The organism is Serratia inhibens (assembly GCF_003591175.1).
GTDB lineage: Bacteria > Pseudomonadota > Gammaproteobacteria > Enterobacterales > Enterobacteriaceae > Serratia > Serratia inhibens.
In genome coordinates, this window is record NZ_QYYG01000008.1 from 117,497 (window position 1) to 139,963 (window position 22,467).

Annotated in this window: 22 protein-coding genes; 8 read left to right on the forward strand and 14 right to left on the reverse strand. The window is 56.4% G+C overall.

What is annotated here, in order from left to right; all coding sequences use genetic code 11:
- The first annotated feature begins 225 nt into the window (after positions 1-225).
- On the forward strand, positions 226-747 hold the full coding sequence (locus D4100_RS20615; RefSeq protein WP_119805133.1) for a GNAT family N-acetyltransferase: 522 nt from the start codon (positions 226-228) through the stop codon (positions 745-747).
- The gene (locus D4100_RS20620) at positions 740-1,918 is read left to right on the forward strand and encodes a P1 family peptidase (protein WP_119805134.1); all 1,179 of its coding nucleotides are present in this window, start codon (positions 740-742) and stop codon (positions 1,916-1,918) included. The genes D4100_RS20615 and D4100_RS20620 overlap by 8 nt, the downstream gene beginning before the upstream one ends.
- A gap of 185 nt (positions 1,919-2,103) precedes the next feature.
- Here D4100_RS20620 and iolE read toward each other — a convergent pair whose 3' ends face one another.
- From iolE to D4100_RS20650, 5 genes are read right to left on the reverse strand one after another with little or no spacing between them, the layout of a single operon-like run.
- On the reverse strand, positions 2,104-3,000 hold the full coding sequence (gene iolE / locus D4100_RS20630; protein ID WP_119805135.1) for a myo-inosose-2 dehydratase: 897 nt from the start codon (positions 2,998-3,000) through the stop codon (positions 2,104-2,106).
- A gap of 59 nt (positions 3,001-3,059) precedes the next feature.
- A complete protein-coding gene (locus D4100_RS20635; RefSeq protein WP_004951456.1) occupies positions 3,060-3,944 on the reverse strand; it encodes a sugar phosphate isomerase/epimerase family protein in 885 nt (294 codons plus the stop codon).
- A gap of 38 nt (positions 3,945-3,982) precedes the next feature.
- Positions 3,983-4,996 (reverse strand): bifunctional inositol 2-dehydrogenase/D-chiro-inositol 1-dehydrogenase, encoded by a 1,014-nt coding sequence (gene iolG / locus D4100_RS20640; RefSeq protein WP_065506736.1) that lies wholly within the window; start codon positions 4,994-4,996, stop codon positions 3,983-3,985.
- Positions 4,997-5,052: 56 nt separating this feature from the next.
- The gene (gene iolD / locus D4100_RS20645; RefSeq protein ID WP_119805136.1) at positions 5,053-6,993 is read right to left on the reverse strand and encodes a 3D-(3,5/4)-trihydroxycyclohexane-1,2-dione acylhydrolase (decyclizing); all 1,941 of its coding nucleotides are present in this window, start codon (positions 6,991-6,993) and stop codon (positions 5,053-5,055) included.
- 49 nt (positions 6,994-7,042) lie between these two features.
- Positions 7,043-7,390 carry a hypothetical protein gene (locus D4100_RS20650; RefSeq protein ID WP_119805137.1) on the reverse strand — a complete coding sequence of 116 codons (348 nt, stop codon included), beginning with the start codon at positions 7,388-7,390 and terminating at the stop codon, positions 7,043-7,045.
- A gap of 86 nt (positions 7,391-7,476) precedes the next feature.
- Between D4100_RS20650 and D4100_RS20655 the strand changes: the two genes are divergently transcribed.
- On the forward strand, positions 7,477-9,405 hold the full coding sequence (locus tag D4100_RS20655) for a bifunctional 5-dehydro-2-deoxygluconokinase/5-dehydro-2-deoxyphosphogluconate aldolase (protein ID WP_119805138.1): 1,929 nt from the start codon (positions 7,477-7,479) through the stop codon (positions 9,403-9,405).
- A 197-nt stretch (positions 9,406-9,602) separates the two neighbouring features.
- A complete protein-coding gene (locus D4100_RS20660) occupies positions 9,603-10,439 on the forward strand; it encodes a MurR/RpiR family transcriptional regulator (RefSeq protein WP_065506740.1) in 837 nt (278 codons plus the stop codon).
- An 83-nt stretch (positions 10,440-10,522) separates the two neighbouring features.
- Here D4100_RS20660 and D4100_RS26080 read toward each other — a convergent pair whose 3' ends face one another.
- The 4 genes from D4100_RS26080 to D4100_RS20680 form a co-directional block, all read right to left on the reverse strand.
- Complete coding sequence (locus tag D4100_RS26080; RefSeq protein ID WP_418346460.1) at positions 10,523-10,684, reverse strand: hypothetical protein; 162 nt, start codon at positions 10,682-10,684, stop codon at positions 10,523-10,525.
- A gap of 201 nt (positions 10,685-10,885) precedes the next feature.
- On the reverse strand, positions 10,886-11,155 hold the full coding sequence (locus D4100_RS20670; protein ID WP_119805139.1) for a hypothetical protein: 270 nt from the start codon (positions 11,153-11,155) through the stop codon (positions 10,886-10,888).
- A 290-nt stretch (positions 11,156-11,445) separates the two neighbouring features.
- Positions 11,446-12,264, reverse strand: coding sequence for a 5-deoxy-glucuronate isomerase (gene iolB, locus D4100_RS20675; protein WP_065506742.1), 819 nt, complete (start codon positions 12,262-12,264; stop codon positions 11,446-11,448).
- 246 nt (positions 12,265-12,510) lie between these two features.
- Positions 12,511-14,016 carry a CoA-acylating methylmalonate-semialdehyde dehydrogenase gene (locus D4100_RS20680; RefSeq protein WP_119805140.1) on the reverse strand — a complete coding sequence of 502 codons (1,506 nt, stop codon included), beginning with the start codon at positions 14,014-14,016 and terminating at the stop codon, positions 12,511-12,513.
- 558 nt (positions 14,017-14,574) lie between these two features.
- Between D4100_RS20680 and D4100_RS20685 the strand changes: the two genes are divergently transcribed.
- Positions 14,575-16,017: a sugar porter family MFS transporter gene (locus tag D4100_RS20685; protein WP_006317718.1), complete on the forward strand. Its 1,443-nt coding sequence runs from the start codon at positions 14,575-14,577 to the stop codon at positions 16,015-16,017.
- Positions 16,018-16,048: 31 nt separating this feature from the next.
- Positions 16,049-16,885, forward strand: a complete 837-nt coding sequence (locus tag D4100_RS20690) for a TIM barrel protein (protein ID WP_119805141.1) — start codon at positions 16,049-16,051, stop codon at positions 16,883-16,885.
- A 41-nt stretch (positions 16,886-16,926) separates the two neighbouring features.
- On the opposite strand, the gene fetB is transcribed toward D4100_RS20690, so the two are convergent.
- The 5 genes from fetB to D4100_RS20715 all read right to left on the reverse strand — a co-directional run bounded on the left by fetB (position 16,927) and on the right by D4100_RS20715 (position 20,471).
- Positions 16,927-17,700 carry an iron efflux ABC transporter permease subunit FetB gene (gene fetB, locus D4100_RS20695; protein WP_006317720.1) on the reverse strand — a complete coding sequence of 258 codons (774 nt, stop codon included), beginning with the start codon at positions 17,698-17,700 and terminating at the stop codon, positions 16,927-16,929.
- The gene (gene fetA / locus D4100_RS20700) at positions 17,687-18,364 is read right to left on the reverse strand and encodes an iron efflux ABC transporter ATP-binding subunit FetA (protein ID WP_119805142.1); all 678 of its coding nucleotides are present in this window, start codon (positions 18,362-18,364) and stop codon (positions 17,687-17,689) included. The genes fetB and fetA overlap by 14 nt, the downstream gene beginning before the upstream one ends.
- Positions 18,365-18,588: 224 nt before the next feature.
- Positions 18,589-18,870 (reverse strand): FaeA/PapI family transcriptional regulator, encoded by a 282-nt coding sequence (locus D4100_RS20705; protein WP_119805143.1) that lies wholly within the window; start codon positions 18,868-18,870, stop codon positions 18,589-18,591.
- A 15-nt stretch (positions 18,871-18,885) separates the two neighbouring features.
- A complete protein-coding gene (locus D4100_RS20710; protein WP_119805144.1) occupies positions 18,886-20,055 on the reverse strand; it encodes an FKBP-type peptidyl-prolyl cis-trans isomerase N-terminal domain-containing protein in 1,170 nt (389 codons plus the stop codon).
- Between the two features lie 2 nt (positions 20,056-20,057).
- Complete coding sequence (locus tag D4100_RS20715) at positions 20,058-20,471, reverse strand: hypothetical protein (RefSeq protein WP_119805145.1); 414 nt, start codon at positions 20,469-20,471, stop codon at positions 20,058-20,060.
- A 765-nt stretch (positions 20,472-21,236) separates the two neighbouring features.
- Between D4100_RS20715 and D4100_RS20720 the strand changes: the two genes are divergently transcribed.
- Positions 21,237-21,767, forward strand: a complete 531-nt coding sequence (locus D4100_RS20720) for a fimbrial protein (protein ID WP_006317526.1) — start codon at positions 21,237-21,239, stop codon at positions 21,765-21,767.
- Between the two features lie 88 nt (positions 21,768-21,855).
- Positions 21,856-22,407, forward strand: a complete 552-nt coding sequence (locus D4100_RS20725; RefSeq protein ID WP_006317525.1) for a fimbrial protein — start codon at positions 21,856-21,858, stop codon at positions 22,405-22,407.
- Positions 22,408-22,467 lie beyond the last annotated feature (60 nt).

Genomic DNA, 22,467 nt, shown 5'->3' on the forward strand with positions numbered 1-22,467 from the left:
AGCACCCGAGCTGGCTAAGTAACACTGGAAGCAATGTGAGCAATGTCGTGCCTTCGCAGGAAAAGTATCAAAGGGTGATGCTCTCCCCGGAACGCATCGCAATAATAATCATTATCATTCGCACCTGTAAAGCGTTATTTTTCCCCAGCCGAAATAATGTTGACTCGTCAGGATAAACGGATAAATTCAAAGGTTATTCAATCGGTAAGCAACAGGAGCAGCGTCATGAGTGAAATAGTGGTTCGTCACGTAGAAGCGGCAGATGCACAGGCCTTACATCAGCTTTACTCTCAACCACAACTTTACCGTGACACGCTACATCTTCCGCTAGCCTCTAAAGAACTGTGGCATCAACGTTTGGCCAACCTCGAGCCGGGTACCCACAACCTGGTGGCCTGTATCGACGGGCAGATCGTCGGCCAGCTTGCCGTGATGCTGAACCAGCGCCTTCGCCGCCGCCATGTGGCGACCTTCGGCATTGGCGTCGATGCGCGTTATCACGGCAAAGGCGTCGGCAGCAGCCTGATGAAGGCGATGATCGACCTTTGCGACAATTGGGCAGCCATCGAACGCATCGAACTGACGGTGTTTACCGACAATCAGGCCGCCATTGCGCTCTACCGCAAGTTTGGCTTTGAAATTGAAGGTACCAGCCGCGCTTATGCCATGCGCGATGGCGATCTGGTGGATTCTCATCATATGGCGCGCTTTCGCAGCAAGCAGTGGGAAAAAACGCATCATGAGTGATAGCGAAAGTGAATCAGGGCCGGTTAACCGGCCCTTAACCGTCAGCCGCCGCACTTTTGTGCAGACGCTGGCCTGCGTAACGGGTGCCATCGGCATCCTTTCTCCCACCACCTTCCTGGGGGCCGCCATGCCAACCTTCCCCGCCGTGCGGACCGGCGCCCGCAACCTGATTACCGATGTGCCCGGCCTGCAGGTCGGCGTCGCCCAGAGCAGCCAGGTACGCACCGGCACCACGGTTATCTTGCCGGACAGCCCGGCGACGTGCGCCGTCGACGTGCGCGGCGGCGGCCCGGCAACCCGTGAAACCGACGCACTGGGGGAGGATAACCTGGTGCAAACCGTCGATGCGCTGGTGCTGAGCGGCGGCTCGGTATACGGGCTGGCAGCCGCGGACGGCGTCGCGGCCTGGCTGGGGCAACAAGGACGCGGCTACGCCCTGCGACCGGCCCCGGGCGTGCCGGTTTCCCCCATCGTACCTACCGCCTGCCTGTATGATCTGAACAACGCGGGCGATAAGAACTGGCAGCTTGACCCGCCTTACCGCCAACTGGGGATAGAAGCGGCCGGCAAAGCGGGCCACGACTTCCCGCTCGGCACCGTGGGCGCAGGCTATGGCGCCATGACCGGCATGGGCAAGCTGAAAGGCGGCCTCGGCTCGGCCTCCATCGTGGCGGCTAACGGCGCTACCGTCGGCGCGCTGGTGGCAGTCAACAGCCTGGGTTCGGTGGTCGCGCCAGGCACCCGTGCCTTCTGGGCCACGCCTTATGAAATCAACGGCGAATTTGGCAACGGCGGTGCGGCCGCGCTGGCGCAGTTGCATGGCCAGGGCGAAGACTGGATGCCCACCGAGCCGACAGGCGGCAGGAAAAACACCACCCTGGCCTGCATCGCCACCGATCTGGCGCTGACCCGGGTGGAGTTGAAACGCGTGGCGATCATGGCGCAGGACGGCATGGCGCGTGCCATCCGCCCATTGCACAGCCCGTTCGACGGCGACGTGGTGTTTGCCTTGTCCACCGGCAAGCGCGAGGTTCAGGGCAGCCGCGAGCTGGCGGTGCTGCAAATTGGCGCATTGGCGGCAGACACGCTGGCACGGGCGATCGCCCGTGGCGTCTACGCCGCCAGCCCATGGCCCGGCAGCCAGGTCACTACCTGGAAAACCCTTGCCTGATCCCGGCAAATAAAAAAGGTGCCTTGATAACTCGGGCACCTTTTTTGTACCCAAAATAATTGGAGTTGCAACCAGGCGGCAAGAGGGCTTATCCCGATGAGCTTACTCAAGTAAGTGATTCGGGTAAGTGCGCACAGCCAACACAGAGGCAGCTTCAAGTATGACGGGTATCTTTCCCGGCCCGGTTAAATACCGGCGGTTTCCTTGATATAACGGCGCGCCTTCACCGCATATTCAAACGGGTTGGCCAGCGCCGGATCCTGTTCGGCCTCCACCACCATCCAGCCCTTGTAGCCCCGCTCATCCAGCAGTTTAAATACCGGCCGGAAGTCGATCACCCCATCACCCGGCACGGTGAAAGTGCCCTTCTTCACGCCATCGAGGAAACTCAGCTTATTGGCCTTAACTTCCGCCACCACCTCGTCACGCACGTCTTTCAAATGCACATGGTTAATGCGCGGCAGATACTTTTCCAGTATCGCCATCATCGCCTGCTGGCTGCCTTCCGAGTAGTAAGCGTGGCCGGTATCAAACAGCAGATAGACGTCGTCGTTCACCATGCTCATGTAGCGGTCAATCTCTGCGGTAGTCTGGATGCCGGTGCCCATATGGTGGTGCAGACAAACCTGCATCCCCTTGGCGGCGGCAATTTTCGCCAGCTCATTGTAACCATCGGCCACCCGCTGCCACTCTTCGTCGCTGAAATACGGCTTCTCTTCGAACACCCCTTTGGTGGTGCCCTGAATGCTCTTGCTCTGCTCGGAACAGCCGATCACCCTGGCGCCCATCGCATGCAGGAAATTCATGTGGTTGATAAATTCATCGATGGTTTTTTCTTTCTGGCCGTTGGCAAAAAAGGTGCTGAACCAGGCGTTGCAGATCTGGATGCCGCGAATATCCAGCATCGGCTTCAACACCGCAGGATCGCGCGGGTACTTGCTCCCGACTTCGCTGCCGCTGAAGCCGGCCAGCGCCATTTCACTGACGCACTGCTGGAAAGTGTTTTCTTTGCCCAATTCGGGCATATCGTCGTTGGTCCAGCCGATCGGCGCGATGGCCAGTTTCACGTTGTCTTTGTTCATGTTCAGCCTCAATAATCGGATGACGCGCCAACGGAGTTAACGCCGACGCGCCGAAAAGGTTATTTGCCCAGCAGCTCTTTCTCGATGCGTTCTCTGGTCGCTACCGCCTGGCTTTTCATTTTTTCCGGGTAGCCAAACAGCGAAGTGCAGATGATCGATTCACCACCGACCTTGAAGTTGCGGTTGGCGAACTCCATATCGCGCAGGGTCTGGAACAGGGCATCGAAATCCACCTCACCTTCGCCAATACCCACGTGCTGGTGCACGGCTGCGTCCACCCCCGGCGGATTGACGATATAGCGGCAGTGCTTGGTGTGGTTCATGGTGTCGGCGATCAGCACGTGGGAAAGATCGTCCCCGGCATATTTCAGCATGCCGGCCACGTCGCCCTGGCCTTTGTCGTAATAGAAACTGTGCGGCACGCTGTAGAGATACTTGACGTGGTCGCTGCGCAGCGATTTCACCATGTCGGCGGTTTCGTTGCTCAGTTCGCAGAAATCCCACGGATGTGACTGGATCTCCATGCGGATGCCTTCGCGCTCAATGATCGGCAGCAGCTCCTCCATTGAGCGATACCACAGTTCCTCGCAAATTTCCGGCTCATTAGGGTTGCCGGCCAGCTCGGTGTTGATCACCTGCACACCCATTTCCACCGCAATCTCTATCATCCGGCGCCAGTTTTTGACTGCCGCCTGGCGGCGATCTTCGCCCGGGCCGGACCAGCGGTACACCACGATAAACGAGGAAATCTCCACACCGGTCGCTTTCAGCGCGTTCTTGTATTCCGCCATCACCTCACGGCCGGCTTTCGGATGCTTATAGAATGGATTGATCTGCGGGTGCGGAGACTGTTCGATATACCGATAGCCCCAGTCCGCTACCTGCTGAACCATTTTGGTGATGCCCAGGTCCCTGATGACATCAACATCAAAAGCGATCTTCATGGTCATTCCTCTTAAACGTGGGTACGGCAGTCAACCCGTTAGTGGTTGTAGAACGCCGGGCGCGGCGGCAGGGTCACCGGCACAATCTCGCCGCTGAGCTGAGCGGCCACGCAGGCGTCGGCGGCAACGGAGGCGGCGTAACCGTCCCAGGCGGAAGGCCCGGTCAGTTTCCCGGCCAGCACGTCGTTGATAAAACCTTGCAGCTCAACGTCATAGGCGTCGATAAAGCGGTCTTTCCAGTCAGTCAGGATCTCGGTGGACAGTCTGGCACCGCTGCGCATCTGCACCGACGAAGGCTCCGGCAGTTTGGCGATGCCGGTTTCCCCTACCACTTCACACTGAATGTCATAGCCATACTGGCAGTTAACGAAGATTTCTACGTCAATGCGCGTGCCCTTGGCGGTTTCAAACAGCACAATCTGCGGATCTTTCAGGTGCGGGAACGCCTTGGGGCTCTTGCGCGGGAACACCACCTGTACCGAGACGTAGTCGTCATCCAGTAGCCAGCGCAGCACGTCGATCTCATGAATCAAGGTGTCGGTGATCGCCATATCGGTAGTGTAGGCCTCGCCGACGGTCGGGTTGCGGTGTGCGCAGTGCAGCATCAGCGGTTCGCCGATCTGGCCGCTGGTCAGCACCTGTTTTAAGGCGCGGTAGCCGCGATCGTAAGGGCGCATAAAGCCCACCTGCACCAGGCGTTTGCCGTGCTTGGCTTCAGCCTCGACGATGTTTTTACAGCCCTGCGCGGTGACCGCCAGCGGCTTCTCGCAGAACACCGGCTTGCCGGCGGCGATGGCCGCCAGCACAAACTCTTCATGGCTCGGGCCCCAGGAAGTGACCAGTACCGCCTGCACGTCCGCCGCCTTGATCAGATCCTGGCCATTGTCATACACCTTGGCATCCAGCTTCAGATCGCTCACTACCTTGGCGGCGTTGTCGCGATTGATGTCGTTGACCGCGACGATGCGGCTGCCCTGCAACACTTTGCTGCAGCGGCGAATATGATCCCGACCGATTGCGCCGGTGCCAATAACCCCAATGTTCAATGTCATCTTCGTTATCCTCTTCAAATAGTTGCGGCAGACGCAAGGTCTGGTTAATCGGGTAATCAGTAGTCGCGGGCCTGATCGATGTTTTCCTGCAGCTTGCGGGCCACGGCGACAATTTTTTCGCTGTCGGCAACCTGAGCACCGCCCACGCGCCACCAGCTGAGATACTTGTGCACCATGGTTTTTGGCAGCACTTTGATGTCCAGCAGGGTGGAGACCTTCTGCAGGCGGGCATCGGCCAGCGCGTCGATCAGTTGCTGTTCGGTGGTGACGCTGTAGGTTTTACAGCCGTAGGCCGCCGCCAGCATGGCGAAATTGACCGGCACAAAATTGCCGTCGAGTTTGCCGCCCTGCGGGTTACGGAAACGGAATTCGGTGGTGTAGCTGTCCATACCGTGTTCCATCTGCAGGTTGTTGATGCAGCCGTTGGTCATATTGTCGAACAGCACCACGTTGATTTTGCAGCCTTCCTGGATCGAGGTGACCAGTTCGGAATGCAGCATCATAAAGGCACCGTCGCCGACCATCGCATACACCTCGCGTTGCGGTTCGGCCAGCTTGACCCCCAGCGCCGCGTTAACCTCGTAGCCCATGCACGAATAGCCATATTCCACGTGATAACCGTGCTCGCCGTGGTTGTGCCACACGCGCTGCAAATCACCCGGCAGGCTGCCGGCGGCGGCGACTATCACGCTGTCCTGCGGCAAGTGCTGATTCAACACGCCCAGCACCCGGCTTTGGGTCAGCAGCGAGTCGGTCTGTTCGATAAATTCGGCGAAAACGCGGCCGCGATCGAGATGATCGTCAATTTCCGGCACAAAGCCTTCGCCGGTGTATTCCACCGCATAAACGCGGGCGGTTTCCTGCTGCTGCGCGCTGCGCGCCTCGGCAATGGCATCGCCCCAGCCGGCGCGGTAATCGGATTGCGCCAGCAGTGCGCTCAAGGCGACCAGCGCCGCACGGGCATCGGCCAGTACCTGCACGCCGTCGAGTTTGCCGGCGTCAAAGCCGCTGACGTTGATATTGAGGAAATCCACATCCGGCTGTTGGAACAGCCATTTTGACGAGGTGGTGAAGTCGGTGTAACGGGTGCCTACGCCAATCACCAGGTCGGCCTGTTTAGCCAGCGTATTGGCCGCCAGACAACCGGTTTCGCCGATGCCGCCCAGGTTAAACGGATGGCTGGAAGGCACCGTGCCCTTGCCGGCCTGGGTTTCCACAAACGGGATATGAAAACGTTCGGCAAACTCGCGCAGCGCCTGCCCGGCCTGCGAATACTTCACCCCGCCGCCGCACACCAGCAGCGGTTTGCGTTTGGCGGTCAGCAGCGCCAGCGCATCCGCCAGCATGCCTTCGGTCGCCGGACGGCGATCGAGCCGATGCACGCGCTTTTGGAAAAAGTAGTCCGGATAGTCATAGGCTTCGCCCTGCACATCCTGCGGCAGGCACAGCGTGACCGCGCCGGTTTCCGCCGGATCGGTCAGCACGCGCATCGCGTTGATGCAGGCGCTCATCAGCTGTTCCGGCCGCACGATGCGATCCCAGTATTTGCTGACCGCGCGGAAAGCGTCATTGGTGCTGATGCTGAGATCGTAGGACTGTTCGATCTGCTGCAACACCGGGTCCGGCTGGCGCGACGCGTAGACGTCGCCCGGCAGCAGCAATAAAGGAATGCGGTTGGCGGTGGCGGTCGCGGCGGCGGTGATCATATTGGCGGCACCGGGGCCGACGGAAGAGGTACAGGCATAGATCTGCCGGCGCAGCTTCTGCTTGGCAAAGCCGGTCGCCGCGTGGGCCATGCCCTGCTCGTTACGCCCCTGATGCACCACCAGCTCGCCGCTGTCTTGTTCCAGCGCCTGCCCCAGGCCGAGAACGTTGCCGTGACCGAAAATCGCAAAGATGCCCTTCACGAATTTGGTTTCCACGCCGTCGACCAGCAGATACTGGTTGTCGAGGAACCTGACGAGTGCCTGTGCCATGGTTAATCTGATCTTGCCCATTTCTCCACCCTCTACATTATGCCCTATGGCTTTCCAGCGGTGCCGCTCACTAAACCGACAACGTGAAACGTGAAGCGATTATAAACAAATATATTTTCCATAAAATGACATTACAGAAGAAACATTTCATTTTGCGATAAAGATCGCATAATGATGAAAACTCCATTTCATCCATGCCGTTAGAATTCACCGACTTAGCCGGTCTTTCCGGCCGGCGCAGCCCCATCCCGAACGCGTCAAATCCGCCTTCGCACCCGATGCCGCCGGCCTGTGCCCCGCAAACGTCAACCTCGGTTACAACACGTTTTTCGCTCAGGCGGGGCGCGGTTTTTACCCCCTGCATCCCCGCTTTCATCACGCTTTTAAATGCATCACATTTTTGGGGTGTAAATTTCATTCAATCTTGAAATTGAAATTTTTATTCCTCATACTCCAAAACATGCTTCGCAGTCGGGGTTTTGCTTAATACAGAAGGAAACGGGTATGGCTACACAAGAAAAACAGCTTGATGTCATTTGTCTCGGGCGTATCGCCGTCGATTTCTATGCACAACAGATCGGCGCACGCCTGGAAGATGCCAGCACATTCTCCAAGTATCTCGGCGGCTCTTCCGGCAACGTAGCCTACGGCACCGCCATTCAGGGGTTGAAGTCCGGCATGCTTGCCCGCGTCGGCGATGAACATATGGGCCGTTTCCTGCGCGAAGAGCTGCAGCGCGTCGGTGCCGACACCCGGAGCCTGATCGTCGACCCGGAACGCCTGACCGGCCTGGTGATCCTCGGCATCAAGGATCAGGAAACCTTCCCGCTGATTTTCTACCGTGAAAACTGTGCCGACATGGCGCTGACGCCGGACGATATCGACGAATCCTATATTGCGTCGTCACGCGCGCTGGCCATTACCGGCACCCATTTGTCGCACCCTAACACCCGCGCTGCGGTGCTGAAGGCGCTGGAATACGCCCGCCGCCACGGCCTGCGCACCGCGCTGGATATCGACTATCGCCCGGTATTGTGGGGCCTGACCTCGTTGGGCGACGGTGAAACCCGCTTTGTGGAATCCGAGAAGGTGACCCGCGAACTGCAAGAGGTGCTGCACCACTTTGATTTAATCGTCGGTACCGAAGAAGAGTTTCACATTGCCGGTGGCAGCACCGACACGCTGACCGCGCTGAACAACGTACGCAAAGCCACCCGGGCCACGCTGGTCTGCAAACGCGGCGCGCAGGGTTGCTCGGTCTTCGAAGGCGAGATCGCCGCCGACTGGCAGCAGGTAAAACTGCATTCCGGCGTGCGGGTTGAGGTACTGAACGTGCTGGGTGCCGGCGATGCCTTTATGTCCGGCCTGCTGCGCGGTTATCTGAACGATGAAGGTTGGGATCAGGCCTGCCGCTACGCCAACGCCTGCGGTGCGCTGGTGGTTTCGCGCCACGGCTGTGCGCCGGCGATGCCCACCAAACTGGAGCTGGATGACTATTTGCAACGCGAACGGGAAGTGAAACGCCCGGACCGCGACCCACGGCTCAACCACCTGCACCGGGTGACTACCCGCAAAAAACAGTGGCCGGAACTGTGCGTGTTCGCCTTCGATCACCGCAAGCAGCTGGCGGATATGGCGCGCGAAGCCAACGTCAGCGAAGAACGCATCCCTCAATTGAAAACCCTGCTGTTGGCGGCGGCGCAACAGGCCGCAGAAGATGCCGGGCTGCAGGGCAACAGCGGCATTCTGGCCGACACCACTTACGGCCAGGCGGCGCTGAACGAAATCACCGGCCAGGGGTGGTGGATTGGCCGGCCGGTCGAGCTGCCCAGCTCGCGCCCGCTGCGGTTGGAGCATGGCAATATCGGCTCGCAACTGATCGACTGGCCGCAGGAACACGTAGTGAAATGCCTGGTATTTTACCATCCGCATGACGCCGCCGAACTGCGCCGCGAACAGGATGAACTGATCGGCGACGTCTATCGCGGCTGCTGCAAATCCGGCCACGAGCTGCTGCTCGAGGTGATTTTGCCGGAAAGCAACCCCGATAAAGACGAGCGCCACTACCTGGACATGCTGCAACATTTCTACCAGTTGGGCGTAAAACCGGATTGGTGGAAACTGCCGCCGTTGAGCGCCGAGAACTGGCGACGGGTCGGCGCGTTGATCGAGGCTAACGATCCCTTCTGCCGCGGCGTACTGATCCTGGGGCTGGATTCACCGGAGGAAACGCTGAAGGCCGGCTTCGCCGCCGCGGCGGATGCCCCCTGGGTGAAAGGCTTTGCCGTTGGCCGCACCATTTTCGGCCAGCCTTCACGCCGCTGGTTGCAGGGCGAGCTGGATGACGCCGGCTTGATCGAACAGGTGAAACAAAAATACCTGACGCTGATCGGTTTCTGGCGCCAATACCGTCCCGGCCACGACGCCAGTTAATCGACAAAGGCTCCCCTTACAGCGATTTTCGCCGCTTTAAGGGGATTTTTTTGCCTATTTTCTGTGAAGTAACGCAACTTGCGATCGAATAAATCGCTTTTAGATGAAATGAAATTTCCGCTCCATCTGTTAGAATGGCCTGTCAACAACTCAGGCGTCAGGCCGATACGCCTTAGCCCCCACTGCGAGCCGAATGGATGAACAACCCAACTCAACTTTCGCTGTTACAGGACGAGATTCGCCACCGTTACGAAACGCTGAGCAAGCGTTTGAAACAGGTGGCGCGTTACATTTTGGATAACAGTAACAGCATTGCTTTCGATACCGTTGCCTCCATCGCCGCACAGGCCAGCGTCCCGCCTTCCACACTGATCCGCTTCGCCAACGCTTTTGGCTTTAGCGGTTTCAATGAAATGAAACAGGTTTTTCGCCAGCACCTGATGGAAGAAACGGTCAACTACACCGAACGCGCGCGCCTGTTTCGCCAAACTTCGACCGACGACAACGTCGCACCGGAAAAACCGGCGGAAATTCTTAACGTATTCACCATGGTCAACGCTCAGGCGCTGCAACAGTTGGCGATGCAAACCAGCTCAGAGCAGCTGGACCGTGCCGTTGAACTGCTGAACAACGCCGAGAACATCTACGTGATTGGCCTGCGCCGTTCCTTCAGCGTCGCCTCCTACCTCACCTATGCGTTGCGCCACCTTGAACGCCGGGCGTTCCTGATCGACGGTTTGGGCGGCATGTTTACCGAGCAATTGAGCATGGTGAAACCCAAGGACGTGGTGATTGCCATCAGCTACTCGCCGTATGCGCAAGAAGCGCTGGAGCTGGTGGAACTGGGTGCCAAACGCGGCGCGCAACAGATCGCCATCACCGACAGCCAGGTCAGCCCGCTGGCCGCCTTCAGCGACGTGTGCTTTGTGGTGCGCGAAGCGCAGGTGGACGGTTTCCGCTCGCAGGTCGCCTCAATGTGTCTGGCGCAAACCCTGGCGGTATCCTTGGCGCTGAATAATGCCAAAGACGAATAGTTACGGTGATGAGAGAGACGGCACGCAGGAAACCGGGCCGTTTTACCGATGAGAATGTACCCGGCGCAACCGGGTGCTGAAAGCTATTGCACTACCAGATAGCGGTACAATGCGCTTTCCAGATCCTGTTTCATGCTGACAAAAATCAGAATTTCGATGGTCTGGTCATTACAGTCATAGATAACACGATACTCGCTGTCGGTATCCAGCCGCTCACGGAGCTGTATGCCGTAGCCTGATAACATCGCATTGAAACGATAACGAGTTGGGTCTTCAGCTATCGCCTATCGCCGATAGCGACGATAACAGCAGATTATCCACAAATTCACCGGCATTAGCCGGGCCAATGGTCCCGCTTTTAAACGACTCGATATCTTTAAGACTCCATTCTGCCGCCGGTGAAACAACAATAATATCCCTATATTTCGGCACTCGGCACCTCTCTATTATTTGCGTGCTTCCCGCAATCTTCTCAGCGTTTCCTCAGGTGACATTCCACGCTGATTTTTAATGTCCTTTTTAGCCAGCATAACCAGTTTCAGCAGGGCATTCGCCTGTCGTTCGAGATTGCGCTCCCTAATCTCCGCTTCTCTATCAACTGCAGTTTGGACAAACAGCTCAGCGACGCCATTTTTGGTTACGAAAACACCACCTTCAAATAGGTCGGGTGAACCCAACCCTTCTCGAGCGGCTTTTTGGGACATCGTAGTCGTCATAACGGATTTCTCTTTTATCCCTGTTGCGCAGGCGAAAGCTTCTGCTCAAAGGGCGCCTCATTAGGCTTGCAAACACATTACGGCAATTGCACTCCGCGGCTACCAGCTACTTTCGCTTTCACACGCATAGCCTGTCATCACACGCAGCGACTCATGTTCAAAACGGTTATCATTTGAACAGTCGGGGATCAAATTGATACCAAATTTATATACGCATCAATTGACAGCTATGTGAACGATAATGAGGAAAGCCCGTTTCACGGGCTTTATGTCATAACACAGGCCGTGACCTAGCGTGCCGGATAACCGTCGCTGTTAATCCAGGCGTGGTCTTTTTCCCAGGTGAATTTCCACAGCCGCACCGGCCCGGCCATCACGTTGAGATAGTAGCTGTCGTAACCGGCCAGCGTCGCCACCGGGTGGTAACCGCGCGGTACCTTGACTACGTCGCGGTTATACACCGGCATACACTCATCCAGTTCGCGATCGTCGGTATAGACTCGCTGCAGGCAAAAGCCCTGTTCAGGCTGAATGCGGTGATAGTAGGTTTCTTCCAGATAGGTTTCATCCGGCGAGTCTTCCTGGTCGTGCTTGTGGCTGGGATATGAACTGGTATTGCCTTCATCGGTGTACACTTCCACCACCAGCAGGCTGTCGGCGGGTTCGCTGTCCGGCAGAATGTTGTGCACCAGACGCTGATTGCGCCCCTTGCCGCGCCGCTCGACGCCCACATCCGCCGGCGTAATCAGGCGCGACGGCAGATGCCCTTTGCCCGGTGCACTGCACACCGCCAGCTCCAAATCGCTTTCCGCCCGCACGTTAATCTTGTCGTGATGCGGCACGTAGACCGCATAAGGCGGCGTGCGCTCAAACGGGCTCATGCGTTTGCCGATATGCGGATATTCCGCCCGCAGGGTGGCGACGGAGGCAATGCCGGCGACCAGCACCAGGCACAGCTCTTTATCGCCGCTTTCCAATTGCAGCGTCTGGCCGGCTTCGAGGCGATAGACATCGAACCCGACAAAGCGCCAGTCGGCATTCTCTGGGGTGACGTGCTGGATGCGCCCCTGGCCATCCGGTTGCTGACATTTGGCAAGCAATGAAGACATGATGATTCTCCCGAATGGATACCCGTCGTCTTTCAAGCTGCAGCGTTGTTACCTGCTTTACAAGACCCATCCGTGGGTCTTGCCCCTTCGGGGCCGCTGCAAGCAGCGTTCAAATCTGTTCCCGACAGATTTGTCGCTCACCCCAGTTACTTACTAAAGTAAGCGCCTGGGGATGAACGAGCTGGCCGCCTAGCTGCAACTCGAAATCCATAGGGTATTGGTATAGATCAATTCAAGCGTAAAACGTTAGCCCAGCGTCGGCATACTGTATTCCGACACCGTCTGCTGCCCGGTCGGCCAGCGCGCTGTGGCGGTTTTCATGCGGGTGTAGAAACGCACGCCGTCGGTGCCGTGCACGTTCAGGGCGCCGAACACCGAGCGCTTCCAGCCGCCGAAGCTGTGAAACGCCATCGGCACCGGTACCGGCACGTTAACCCCCACCATACCGGCCTGCACTTCCTGCACGAACTGGCGTGCATAGTGGCCGTTACTGGTGAAGATGGCGCTGCCATTGCCAAACTCATGGCTGTTCACCGTGTCGATGGCGGTTTGGTAATCCGGTACGCGGACAATGCCCAGCACCGGTCCGAAGATCTCTTCACGGTAGATGCGCATGTCGGAGGTCACATGGTCAAACAGGGTGCCGCCAACGTAGTAGCCATCCGGGTAACCCGCCACCTGATAGTTGCGGCCATCGGCCACCAGCGTTGCGCCCTCTTCCACACCCAGATCGATATAACCCAAAACTTTCTTCTGGTGCGCCGAGGAAACCAGCGGCCCCATCTCGTTTTCTTCGCCGCCCTGCTGAATGCCAGGGCCAACGCGCAGTTGGGCAATCAGCGGTTTCAGTTTGGCGATCAGCTTGTCGGCCGTGTCGTCACCCACCACCACCGCCACCGGCAGTGCCATGCAACGCTCGCCGGCAGAACCGAAAGCGCCGCCCATCAGGGCGTTTACGGTCGCGTCCAGATCGGCATCCGGCATGATGATGGCCTGATTTTTCGCTGCGCCAAAGGCTTGCACCCGCTTGCCGTGGGCGCTGGCAGTGGTATAGATATGTTCCGCTACCGCAGACGAACCGACAAAGCTCACCGCCTGAATATGCGGATCGGTGCACAGCTGGGCGGCGTTTTCGTTGGAACAATGAACCACGTTGAATACGCCGTCCGGCAGGCCGGCCTCTTTCAGCAGCTCGGCCAACCGCACCGAGGCCGAAGGCACCAGCGCCGGCGGTTTGAGGACGAAGGTATTGCCGCAGGCCAGCGCGATAGGGAACATCCACATCGGCACCATCGCCGGGAAGTTGAACGGGGTGATACCCGCCACCACGCCCAGCGGCTGCATCAGCGAGAAGCTGTCGACGCCGCTGCCGACGTCCGCCGAATACTCGCCTTTAATCAAATGCGGAATGCCGCAGGCAAACTCGACCACTTCCAGGCCACGGGTCAATTCGCCCAGCGCATCGGAATAGACTTTGCCGTGTTCACTGACGATGAGCTGCGCCAGTTCTTCGCGATGCTGTTCCAGCAACGCCTTAAAATTGAACATGATGCGCGCACGGCGCAGCGGTGTGGTGCGCGACCAGTCGGTAAACGCCTGATGGGCGACATCGATGGCCTGTTTCACCTCGGCGGCGGTGCTCTGCGTGACGCGACGTTCAACCTGGCCGGTAGCCGGGTTATGCACGTCGACGGTTTGATTGCTGCTGCTCAGGCACACCTGCCCGCCAATAAAGTTACCCACGGTTTTCATGTCTCACCCTCTTTTAAGTCCGCTGTCGCCTGGCCGCATGCGGGGCTGCCGCACGCCGTGGCGTTTGAGTCACACTGCCAGCTAATGCCCGCAAGCAGGCTAAATCCTGACCGGATAAAGCAAACTCTATTTCATTGAAAAAAAAGTTTCAAATAAATTATTTTAGAAATTTTGTTTTTAGTGCGAGAGGTCGCAATTTTACCGTGTCGTCATGCAGGCTCATTGCATTGCGGTAAAAATGTACGCTTTCCGCCGGCCCGGTACTGGGCGGCAGTTTACCCTGACTTTTATACAGAAAAAGAGCGCTGACCGCTCAATGCGACGGTGCCGGACGCACGTAAATCCTTCGGTAACGCTGGCAGCGCGTTTGCGCTTTTTTTTGAACTGGATCTAAAAATCAATATTTCATTATTCACTAATTATGAAATAAATGTTTTTGTTTAAGGCAGAACTGCACAAATATCACCGCCTTGATGACAGGCACGGTTCACTCTTCTGCTCCCTTTTCCCTACAACGCAACATGCGGGCAGAAGCCAGGATAAAAATCGGAGCAATAAATGTCATATCAGCGTAAGCGCAATACCGGCTACATCATGAAGATTTGCGGGGTCGCCGCTCTGGGCGGCCTGCTGTTCGGCTATGATACCGCCGTGATCTCCGGCGCGATCGAATCCCTGAAAGCCTATTTCAACCTCAGCCCGGCCGAAACCGGCTGGGCGGTATCCAACGTGGTGATCGGCTGCGTGGTTGGCGCCTTTGCCGCCGGGCCGCTGGCGGGGCGTTATGGCCGCAAGAAGGCCCTGATGCTGGCGGCGCTGCTGTTCACCGTCTCGGCCGTGGGTTCCTCGTTGGCACCGACCTTCACCTGGTTTGTCATTTACCGCATTATCGGCGGGCTGGCGGTGGGCATCGCCGCCACCGTCTCACCGATGTACATGTCCGAAGTGTCACCGAAAGACATGCGCGGCCGCGCACTCAGCATGCAGCAGTTCGCCATCGTGTTCGGCCAGATCGTGATCTTTTACGTTAACTTCAAGATTGCCAGCATCGCCAGCGAAGCCTGGCTGGTGGAGATGGGCTGGCGCTGGATGTTCGCCTCCGGCGTGCTTCCCTGCATCTTGTTCTGCATTCTGGTGTTTATCATTCCGGAATCCCCGCGCTGGAGCGTGATGGTCGGCCGCGACGATCAGGCGCTGGCGATGCTGACCCGCGTCTCTAACGCCGAGCATGCCAAAAACGTACTGCGGGAAATCAAGGACTCGATACGGCAGGATCAACAATCCAGCAAGCAAAAACTCAGCTACGCCGATAAGCGCGTGCGTTTCATTCTGTTTGTCGGCTGCATGATCGCCATACTGCAACAGGTCACCGGCGTTAACGTCATGATGTATTACGCACCGGTGGTGTTGAAAACCGTCACCGAGAATGCGCAGGAAGCGCTGTTCCAGACCATCTGGATTGGCGTGATGCAGCTGGTCGGCTCGGTGATTGGCGCCATGCTGATGGATCGCATGGGCCGTATCCCGCTGATGCGCTGGGGCACGCTGGGGGTCATCGTCGGGCTGCTGATCACCTCTTATGCGTTGTATACCGAGGCGACGGGTTACTTCGCGCTGTTCGGCATGCTGTTCTTCATGGTGTTTTTCGCGCTGTCCTGGGGCGTCGGCGCCTGGGTACTGGTGTCGGAGATTTTCCCCAACCGCATGCGTTCGCAGGGCATGAGCATCGCCGTCGGCTGCATGTGGCTGGCCAACTTTGTGGTTTCGCAAACCTTCCCGATGCTCAATGACAATCCGTATCTGTTCTCCCAGTTCCACGGCGCCTTCCCGATGTGGATTTTCGCGGCGTGCTGCTTGTTCAGCTACTGGTTTGTCAGCCGCTATATCCCGGAAACCCGGGGAGTCTCCCTCGAGAAAATGGAAGACGTGGTGATGGCGAAACGCTATCGCCTGCCCTTGTCCGAAACACAGCCGGTACCGTTGCAAGACGGCAAGCCCTAAGCTTTCTCAACCCCTTCAGGAGTAATGCATCATGACCATTGCGCCAGAGCGTTTTTGCATCAACCGCAAGATCGCGCCGAATCTCGATTTGGAATCCTTTTTCCGTCTGGTGAAAAAGTGCGGGCTCAGCAAAGTTGAACTGCGCAACGATATGCCGAGCGGCAAGGTGACCGACAGCCTGAGCAACGAGCAACACACTGTGTTGGCGGCCAAATACGGCATTGAGATCATCACTATCAACGCCCTTGGCAGGTTTAACCTGCTGGACGACGAGGCCATGTTGCTGAAAAACGCCGAGGCGCTGCTGTCACAGGCCAAGGCTATCCATAGCAAGGCGCTGGTGCTGTGCCCGCATTGCAGCGCGGACGATCGCCGCAGCGAAGATCAGAAAAAGAACGATACATTGGCAGCCCTGAAGCTGCTGGCGCCACTGTTTAAACAATACGGCGTGCAGGGCTATGTCGAACCGCTGGGCTTCGGCATCAGCTCACTGCGCTCGTCGCTGCTGACCCAGTCGCTGATTGGGGATTCCGGCGCGCCCTACAAAATCGTGCTCGATACCTTCCACCATTATTTAAGCGAGGTGGCGCAACCCGAGTTTGATGCGCAGATTGACATCGATGGCATTGGCCTGGTGCACCTTTCCGGCGTGGAGGATCCGCTGAGCAAAAGCGCGTTAAGCGATGAAGAACGCATCATGCTGAGTGACAAAGATCGGCTGGAAAGTAAAAAGCAGGTACAGAATCTGGAACGCCTCGGTTATACCGGCATTTACGCCTTCGAGCCGTTCTCTTCGCAACTGGATAGCTGGTCAGAAGCGGATATAGAACGTGAAATCCGCCGGAGCATCGCCTTGCTGCAAGGATAGCAGAGAGCATAACGGCCTCTTCGGAGGCCGTTTTCTTAACGCTACTTCAGCTTACTGACCACCAGTTGATGGCGGGCGTTATAGAACTTACGGTAGGCCAGATAGCAGGCAATAATGGTCGACAGGCTGGCGGTGGAAAGCAGCATAAAGGTCACCATGATCTGGTACTTGATCGCTTTGACCGGATCAATGCCGGCGAAGATCAAACCGGACATCATGCCCGGCAGGCTGACCAGCCCGACGGTTTTGGCCGAGTCGACCGTCGGAATCAACGACGCGCGAATGCTGTCGCGGATCAACGCCGTCGAGGCAAACTTCGGCGACGCGCCCAAACTGAGCATCTCCTGGATCTTCTGCTGATCGCCTTTAAAACGCTGCCCCAGATTGTTGTAACACAATCCAACCGCCACCATCGCATTGCCGGCGATCATGCCGGAAATCGGGATCACCTGCATCGGCGTAAACTCTATCGAACCGGTCAGCACCAGCACCACCAGCGTCAATACCGCGCCCGTGGTAATGGCGATAAACGAGGTCACAAACGCATGCTCAATATATTTACTGCGCTTTTGCGCGTTATAAGCGGCGTTAAAACAAATAAACAGCACCATCAACACCGTCAGAATGGCATTGTTCACGTCAAAAATGTATTTCAGCACATAGCCGACAATAATCAGCTGCACTACCGCGCGGCAAATGCTCCAGATAATGTCTTTTTCCAGCGCCAACTTTTCTTTATGGCTGATCAAAATAGCGATGACCACCAGTATCATCGACAACCCTAAGGATTCATTGGTGATATTATGCTGGTTCATCGGTTTTCTCCTGTGCCCGTGCGCCGTGCGCGCTCAGGGTAATCACATCGTCCGCATGTTTGATTTCGTCTTTATCGTGCGTGACCCATAGCGCCGCTACGCCATGTTGCGACACCAACTGATGAATAATCTCGTTGACGTTGCGCTTATTATCTTCATCCAGCGCGCTGGTAATTTCATCCAACAACAGTACTTTGGGCATAAATTGCAGGTTGCGGATCAAGGAAATACGCTGTTTCTCCCCACCCGATAATTCGTTAACGCTTTTTCCCAACTTATTTTCCGCCAACCCAAAGCGCGCCAGGTCGGCCTTCATTTTTTGCTCGTCCGGCTTTTGCTTGCGGATCAGATAAGGCAGCGCAATATTGTCATACACCGTATCGCCAAACAGCGCCGGGGTCTGAAAACAGTAAGAGACCTGTTGGCGGTATTCTTCCGGCGGCATATCGGTGATGGGCTTACCGTCAAAGATAATTTTTCCGCGGGTCGGATCGATCAGAGAGGAAACAATTTTCAGCAGGGTGCTTTTTCCGCAGCCGGACGGCCCGGTAATCAGTTTGAACTCGCCCTGTTTTAGGCCGAAAGAGACGGAATCCAAAATAACCTGATCGTCTATTTGATAATGAATATCATCCAATAAAAGTATTTCTTTGCTTTCCTTCATAATATACCCGCATCGCCATAAAACGCCTTTCAACCAGCCGGCAAGTATACCCTATGGATTTCAAGTTGCAGCAAGCGGCCGGCCCGCACATCCCCCAGTTGGGGCTATGGCACATTGGGCAAACGGTCGCCGGGTAACAAAACAACAGGGCTGGGGGCTTACAACCCCCAGCCTTATCATGGTCCGCTGTGAAAGGTAGTCCAAAATTTGAAACAGAAAAGGAATTACACTTTTTGGGTCGACGTGCAGATATACCAGCGTAACGAATTATTGATGCTGCGGTGGGTACAACGTACTTTTCCCTCTTTTTCCAACGCCAATAACAGCGTGCGCGTGGTGTAAATATTTTCGCCGCATTTGTCTGCCAGCTCCCTTGTTTTAGGCCACTGTTCCGGCGGTGGCGGGTGATGCCCCCCGGCTCCCGTCGCCCGTTCCATACACAGTTTTCGTAACACGTTTAGCATTTGCGATTTCCTGATTTCATAGGTTATCGGCACCTTGGCCATCGCGTCCTCCTGGGGTTACTTTTGCCTGTCCTTATCCGGCGGTAGCACGTCGGCCACGCGCAGGGTGTAAATCATGGTGGCTCCTGGCGGGATGGCGGGTGGGCTGCCCTTCTCGCCATACGCCAACTCTGGCGGCACCACCAGAGTAATGGACCCGTGTTTATTGAGTTTGCCGATAGCTGCGCGAAACAGCGGCGGGTATTGCGCCAGCGGCAGCGAGATGGTCGTGCCGGCCAGCTCCATATCCTTAATCACCGTGCCGTCGGGCAGACTTTCACGCACCACGATGCTGACGTTATCGCCCTTTTCTATCCGCCCGCTGCCGGCGTAATCCACGCGGTAATAGAACCCGAGCGCATCCTTTTGCACCCCCGGCCTTGTGGCGAAATCGGCGAGATAGGCTTTACCGTCCTGCCGCAGGCTTTGCTGCCGTTGCCGATGCGCCTGCTGCAAAGCGCTGTCAGCGGCCAACAGCGCGCTGTCAATGGCCGCGTTATCCAGACGGGGTTTGCCGTTCAGCGTATCGGCGATGCCCGCCAGCAACCGCGCCCGGTCGGCTTCAATGCCCAGCTGTCGGTTCTGTTCTTGCAGTTGCACAATGTCACGCCCAAGCGAGACCCCGGCGGCATACGCCTGTTTATCCGCATCGCTGACCAGTGCCGGCGGCTGTTGCAACTTTGCCAACTGTCGGCTGAGTTGCTGCAGCCGTTGTTGTTGTTCCCCCGCGACCCGTTGCTGACGCGCCAACGATGCCGCTATGGCGATCAGATCCGGCGGCGGCGCAATGGCCCGTCGGATGCCCTTCAGCGCCGCCGCCAACGGCCGGATATCCACCACCGCAGGCGCAGTAGGGGGCGATACGGTGGCCTGAATCGCTAACCGCCGCTCCAGCCGACGGACAGTGTCCGCCTGCTGCTGAATCACCTCGGCCTGTTGACGCAGGGTCTGATTCAGCGCCGTCAGCCGGGCGGCATCCCCTCGCGGCACGATAACCGGCTTGGGTCTGGCGGTAACAGGCGGCGCCTTTTCTGCTACTGAGGGTGCCGGAGCCGCCACTTGCTGCTGCTCGGCAAATTTCAGCAGTGCAGGAATACCGTCATCGGCCGGCGTTTTGCCCGCCGCCGACACGCTGCCTGCCACCAGTAACAGAAGAAAGGCTGCGGCTCCTTCCGCGCACTTTTTCATGGCTAGAGGCTCTCCACCCGGCTGGACAGATCGGACATCAGCTCATGCTCGACATCGGCACAGAATTTTTCAGTTTTATATTTATAAAGCGCGTCTATAGCCTTGCGGGTGCTTCCATCGACATGACTGCGAATACCGGCATATCCAGAGGCGTTGGAAAGCAGCCCATTAAAATAAGCAATCCGTTTCTGGTAACTTTGCGGATTAATATTCTTAAGTGAATTCACCCGCTGCTGACAAAGTACGATTCGCTGCTCATCAGTCTTTTCGTTAGGATTATTCTGTGAAACTTTTTTCACGGCAACAACGCCCGCGCCATTCTTCCCTGCGCAGCCCGACAACATTAAACCGGCCATTATCAACACGGCAAAGGTAACGGCAGTTCGGCGAGTTGAATCATTAACTATGGTAATCATTCCGTTTATCATCCCTTAATTATCACTTAGGTCATTATTATGTCGCGAAGCCCGGCAAAACCTCACCTTTTTGGATTAATCCGAACTAGTTAAATAACAAAAAACGCGCAATATCGGCGGCTGCCGATAATAATCAGACATACATCGATATTGTTGTGTTTTTGTTAACGCAACGAAAGAAATCCACGCCGGAGCCATGTATAAAAGCCGCGTTTCAAGCTGGCGATATCGCCACACCTTTCTTTTAAAACAATGAGTTAAATTTTCACTGACGATTAGCAGCCGCAATTCATCATCTGCTGTCTGAGAGCGATATTATCAAAACAATATTGTGAATTGTAGTGTCATCGGCATATCTGGCGATCTAAAATCTCGCACATCGCCATTTATATAGTTATTTATTCTGGATAATATTTGTATACGATCTATTGATTTTCAATTATATATATTTCTTTTTCCTTTTGGTTTTATATTCTGTATTTGACCTAAATTAATAAAAGCTATTTCCAACGACACCTATTATTTGCAAGAATATTCCCACCAAGACGCCAGGGTGATATTCATATTTTTCATTTTAATGGAATGCGTTTTTACGCCTTCCAAAAACTTTCGTTATTGCTGAGCTAATAACGGGGGATGGCGTATTGCCCAGAGCAAAAGGATCTGGCTCCAACTTCGATGCCGGTGACATGACGTTACCGTCGTCGTGGGGGATTTAGATGTGCTGTTCTTTTTATTTAAATACTCTCTACAGGAACTTGAGAAATGAAACTGAATAAATTAATGCTGGCAACCGTGATTGCTTTCGCTTCTGCATCTGTTGCTCACGCCGCATCTAACCAGGGCAGCGGTAAAGTGACTTTTACCGGTGAAATCATTGATGCGCCATGCAGCGTAGCACCGGAATCTGTTGACCAGACTGTACCTATGGGCCAGATCAGCAGCCGTCTGTTGGCCAAAGAAGGTAAATCCAGCTCCGAGCCCTTCAGCATTGAACTGAAAGACTGCTCCATCGCCACCATGAAGAACGTCCAGGTGACCTTCACCGGGACCCCGGACCCAGATAACAGCAAACTGCTGGCTCTGAGCGGCACCGCAACCGGCGCTGGCATCATGATCTATGACAACCTGCACTCCAAAGATGTTGAGCTGGGTACCGCGACCGATGGTCAGGGCCTGACCGAAGGCAATAACTCTCTGAAGTTTGCCGCCTATCTGCAAGGCAGCAGCGCTTCTGGCGCCGTGGTTCCAGGCGAGTTCACCAGCGTTGCAAACTTCACTCTGGCATACCTGTAATCCCTGGCTGGGGATACCTGTGCGGTATCCCCGCTTTACCTGCACGGATATTGGGTAACGAGACCAACGGCAACAGGGAGACGCCAGCATGACAACCCGGATTTGGAGCGCATTGCTTATCGCACTCAGCGTTTACAGCGCAGAGGCGGCTGCAAAAAATCAGGGCCACGGCACGCTCAGTCTGGGGGGCGAGATCGTCGAGACCCCTTGCGGAATTGCCGGCGAAAGCCTGGACCAAACCGTTGACTTCGGGCTGATATCCATGACCGATGCAGCCTTGGATGCACAGCCGGTACTGATCGGCAGCCGTCGCAACTTTGAGATCAAGCTGGTGAATTGTGAATTGGCCAGCACCCTAAAACCCGACTTTATCTACCGCGCCGCTACCGTCACCTTCGACGGCACGGCTGATAGCCGGGATCCCGAGTTATTGGGCGTTTATGGCGAAGCGCAAGGCGTGGCCATTGAGCTGCTGACCGCCGCCGGCACCCCGATCCCCTTGGGCAGCACCACGGCGGATTACCAAATCGTCGCCGGCGACAATACGCTGCGCTTTGGCGCTCAGCTACGTATCCACCCTGACAGGGCCCGAGCCGGAGGATTCAGCTCTCTGGCGAAATTCACCCTGTCTTATCTGTAACGCCTCGTTAGGCGGGTGCCTCCCTAAGGCACTGAATGACACCACGTATTACGTATTCAG

Excerpts from the sequence above, each read along its gene's own strand:
- D4100_RS20720 (WP_006317526.1), top strand. The coding sequence starts at position 21,237 with ATGAAACTGAATAAATTAATGCTGGCAACCGTGATTGCTTTCGCTTCT.
- D4100_RS26080 (WP_418346460.1), bottom strand. The coding sequence starts at position 10,684 with ATGTTATCAGGCTACGGCATACAGCTCCGTGAGCGGCTGGATACCGAC.
- D4100_RS20620 (WP_119805134.1), top strand. The coding sequence starts at position 740 with ATGAGTGATAGCGAAAGTGAATCAGGGCCGGTTAACCGGCCCTTAACC.
- D4100_RS20690 (WP_119805141.1), top strand. The coding sequence starts at position 16,049 with ATGACCATTGCGCCAGAGCGTTTTTGCATCAACCGCAAGATCGCGCCG.
- D4100_RS20705 (WP_119805143.1), bottom strand. The coding sequence starts at position 18,870 with ATGGCCAAGGTGCCGATAACCTATGAAATCAGGAAATCGCAAATGCTA.
- D4100_RS20685 (WP_006317718.1), top strand. The coding sequence starts at position 14,575 with ATGTCATATCAGCGTAAGCGCAATACCGGCTACATCATGAAGATTTGC.
- D4100_RS20715 (WP_119805145.1), bottom strand. The coding sequence starts at position 20,471 with ATGATTACCATAGTTAATGATTCAACTCGCCGAACTGCCGTTACCTTT.
- iolG (WP_065506736.1), bottom strand. The coding sequence starts at position 4,996 with ATGACATTGAACATTGGGGTTATTGGCACCGGCGCAATCGGTCGGGAT.
- D4100_RS20710 (WP_119805144.1), bottom strand. The coding sequence starts at position 20,055 with ATGAAAAAGTGCGCGGAAGGAGCCGCAGCCTTTCTTCTGTTACTGGTG.
- D4100_RS20680 (WP_119805140.1), bottom strand. The coding sequence starts at position 14,016 with ATGAAAACCGTGGGTAACTTTATTGGCGGGCAGGTGTGCCTGAGCAGC.
- D4100_RS20660 (WP_065506740.1), top strand. The coding sequence starts at position 9,603 with ATGAACAACCCAACTCAACTTTCGCTGTTACAGGACGAGATTCGCCAC.
- D4100_RS20650 (WP_119805137.1), bottom strand. The coding sequence starts at position 7,390 with ATGAAATTTACACCCCAAAAATGTGATGCATTTAAAAGCGTGATGAAA.
- D4100_RS20615 (WP_119805133.1), top strand. The coding sequence starts at position 226 with ATGAGTGAAATAGTGGTTCGTCACGTAGAAGCGGCAGATGCACAGGCC.
- iolD (WP_119805136.1), bottom strand. The coding sequence starts at position 6,993 with ATGGGCAAGATCAGATTAACCATGGCACAGGCACTCGTCAGGTTCCTC.
- iolB (WP_065506742.1), bottom strand. The coding sequence starts at position 12,264 with ATGTCTTCATTGCTTGCCAAATGTCAGCAACCGGATGGCCAGGGGCGC.
- D4100_RS20635 (WP_004951456.1), bottom strand. The coding sequence starts at position 3,944 with ATGAAGATCGCTTTTGATGTTGATGTCATCAGGGACCTGGGCATCACC.
- fetA (WP_119805142.1), bottom strand. The coding sequence starts at position 18,364 with ATGAAGGAAAGCAAAGAAATACTTTTATTGGATGATATTCATTATCAA.
- fetB (WP_006317720.1), bottom strand. The coding sequence starts at position 17,700 with ATGAACCAGCATAATATCACCAATGAATCCTTAGGGTTGTCGATGATA.
- D4100_RS20655 (WP_119805138.1), top strand. The coding sequence starts at position 7,477 with ATGGCTACACAAGAAAAACAGCTTGATGTCATTTGTCTCGGGCGTATC.
- D4100_RS20725 (WP_006317525.1), top strand. The coding sequence starts at position 21,856 with ATGACAACCCGGATTTGGAGCGCATTGCTTATCGCACTCAGCGTTTAC.
- D4100_RS20670 (WP_119805139.1), bottom strand. The coding sequence starts at position 11,155 with ATGACGACTACGATGTCCCAAAAAGCCGCTCGAGAAGGGTTGGGTTCA.
- iolE (WP_119805135.1), bottom strand. The coding sequence starts at position 3,000 with ATGAACAAAGACAACGTGAAACTGGCCATCGCGCCGATCGGCTGGACC.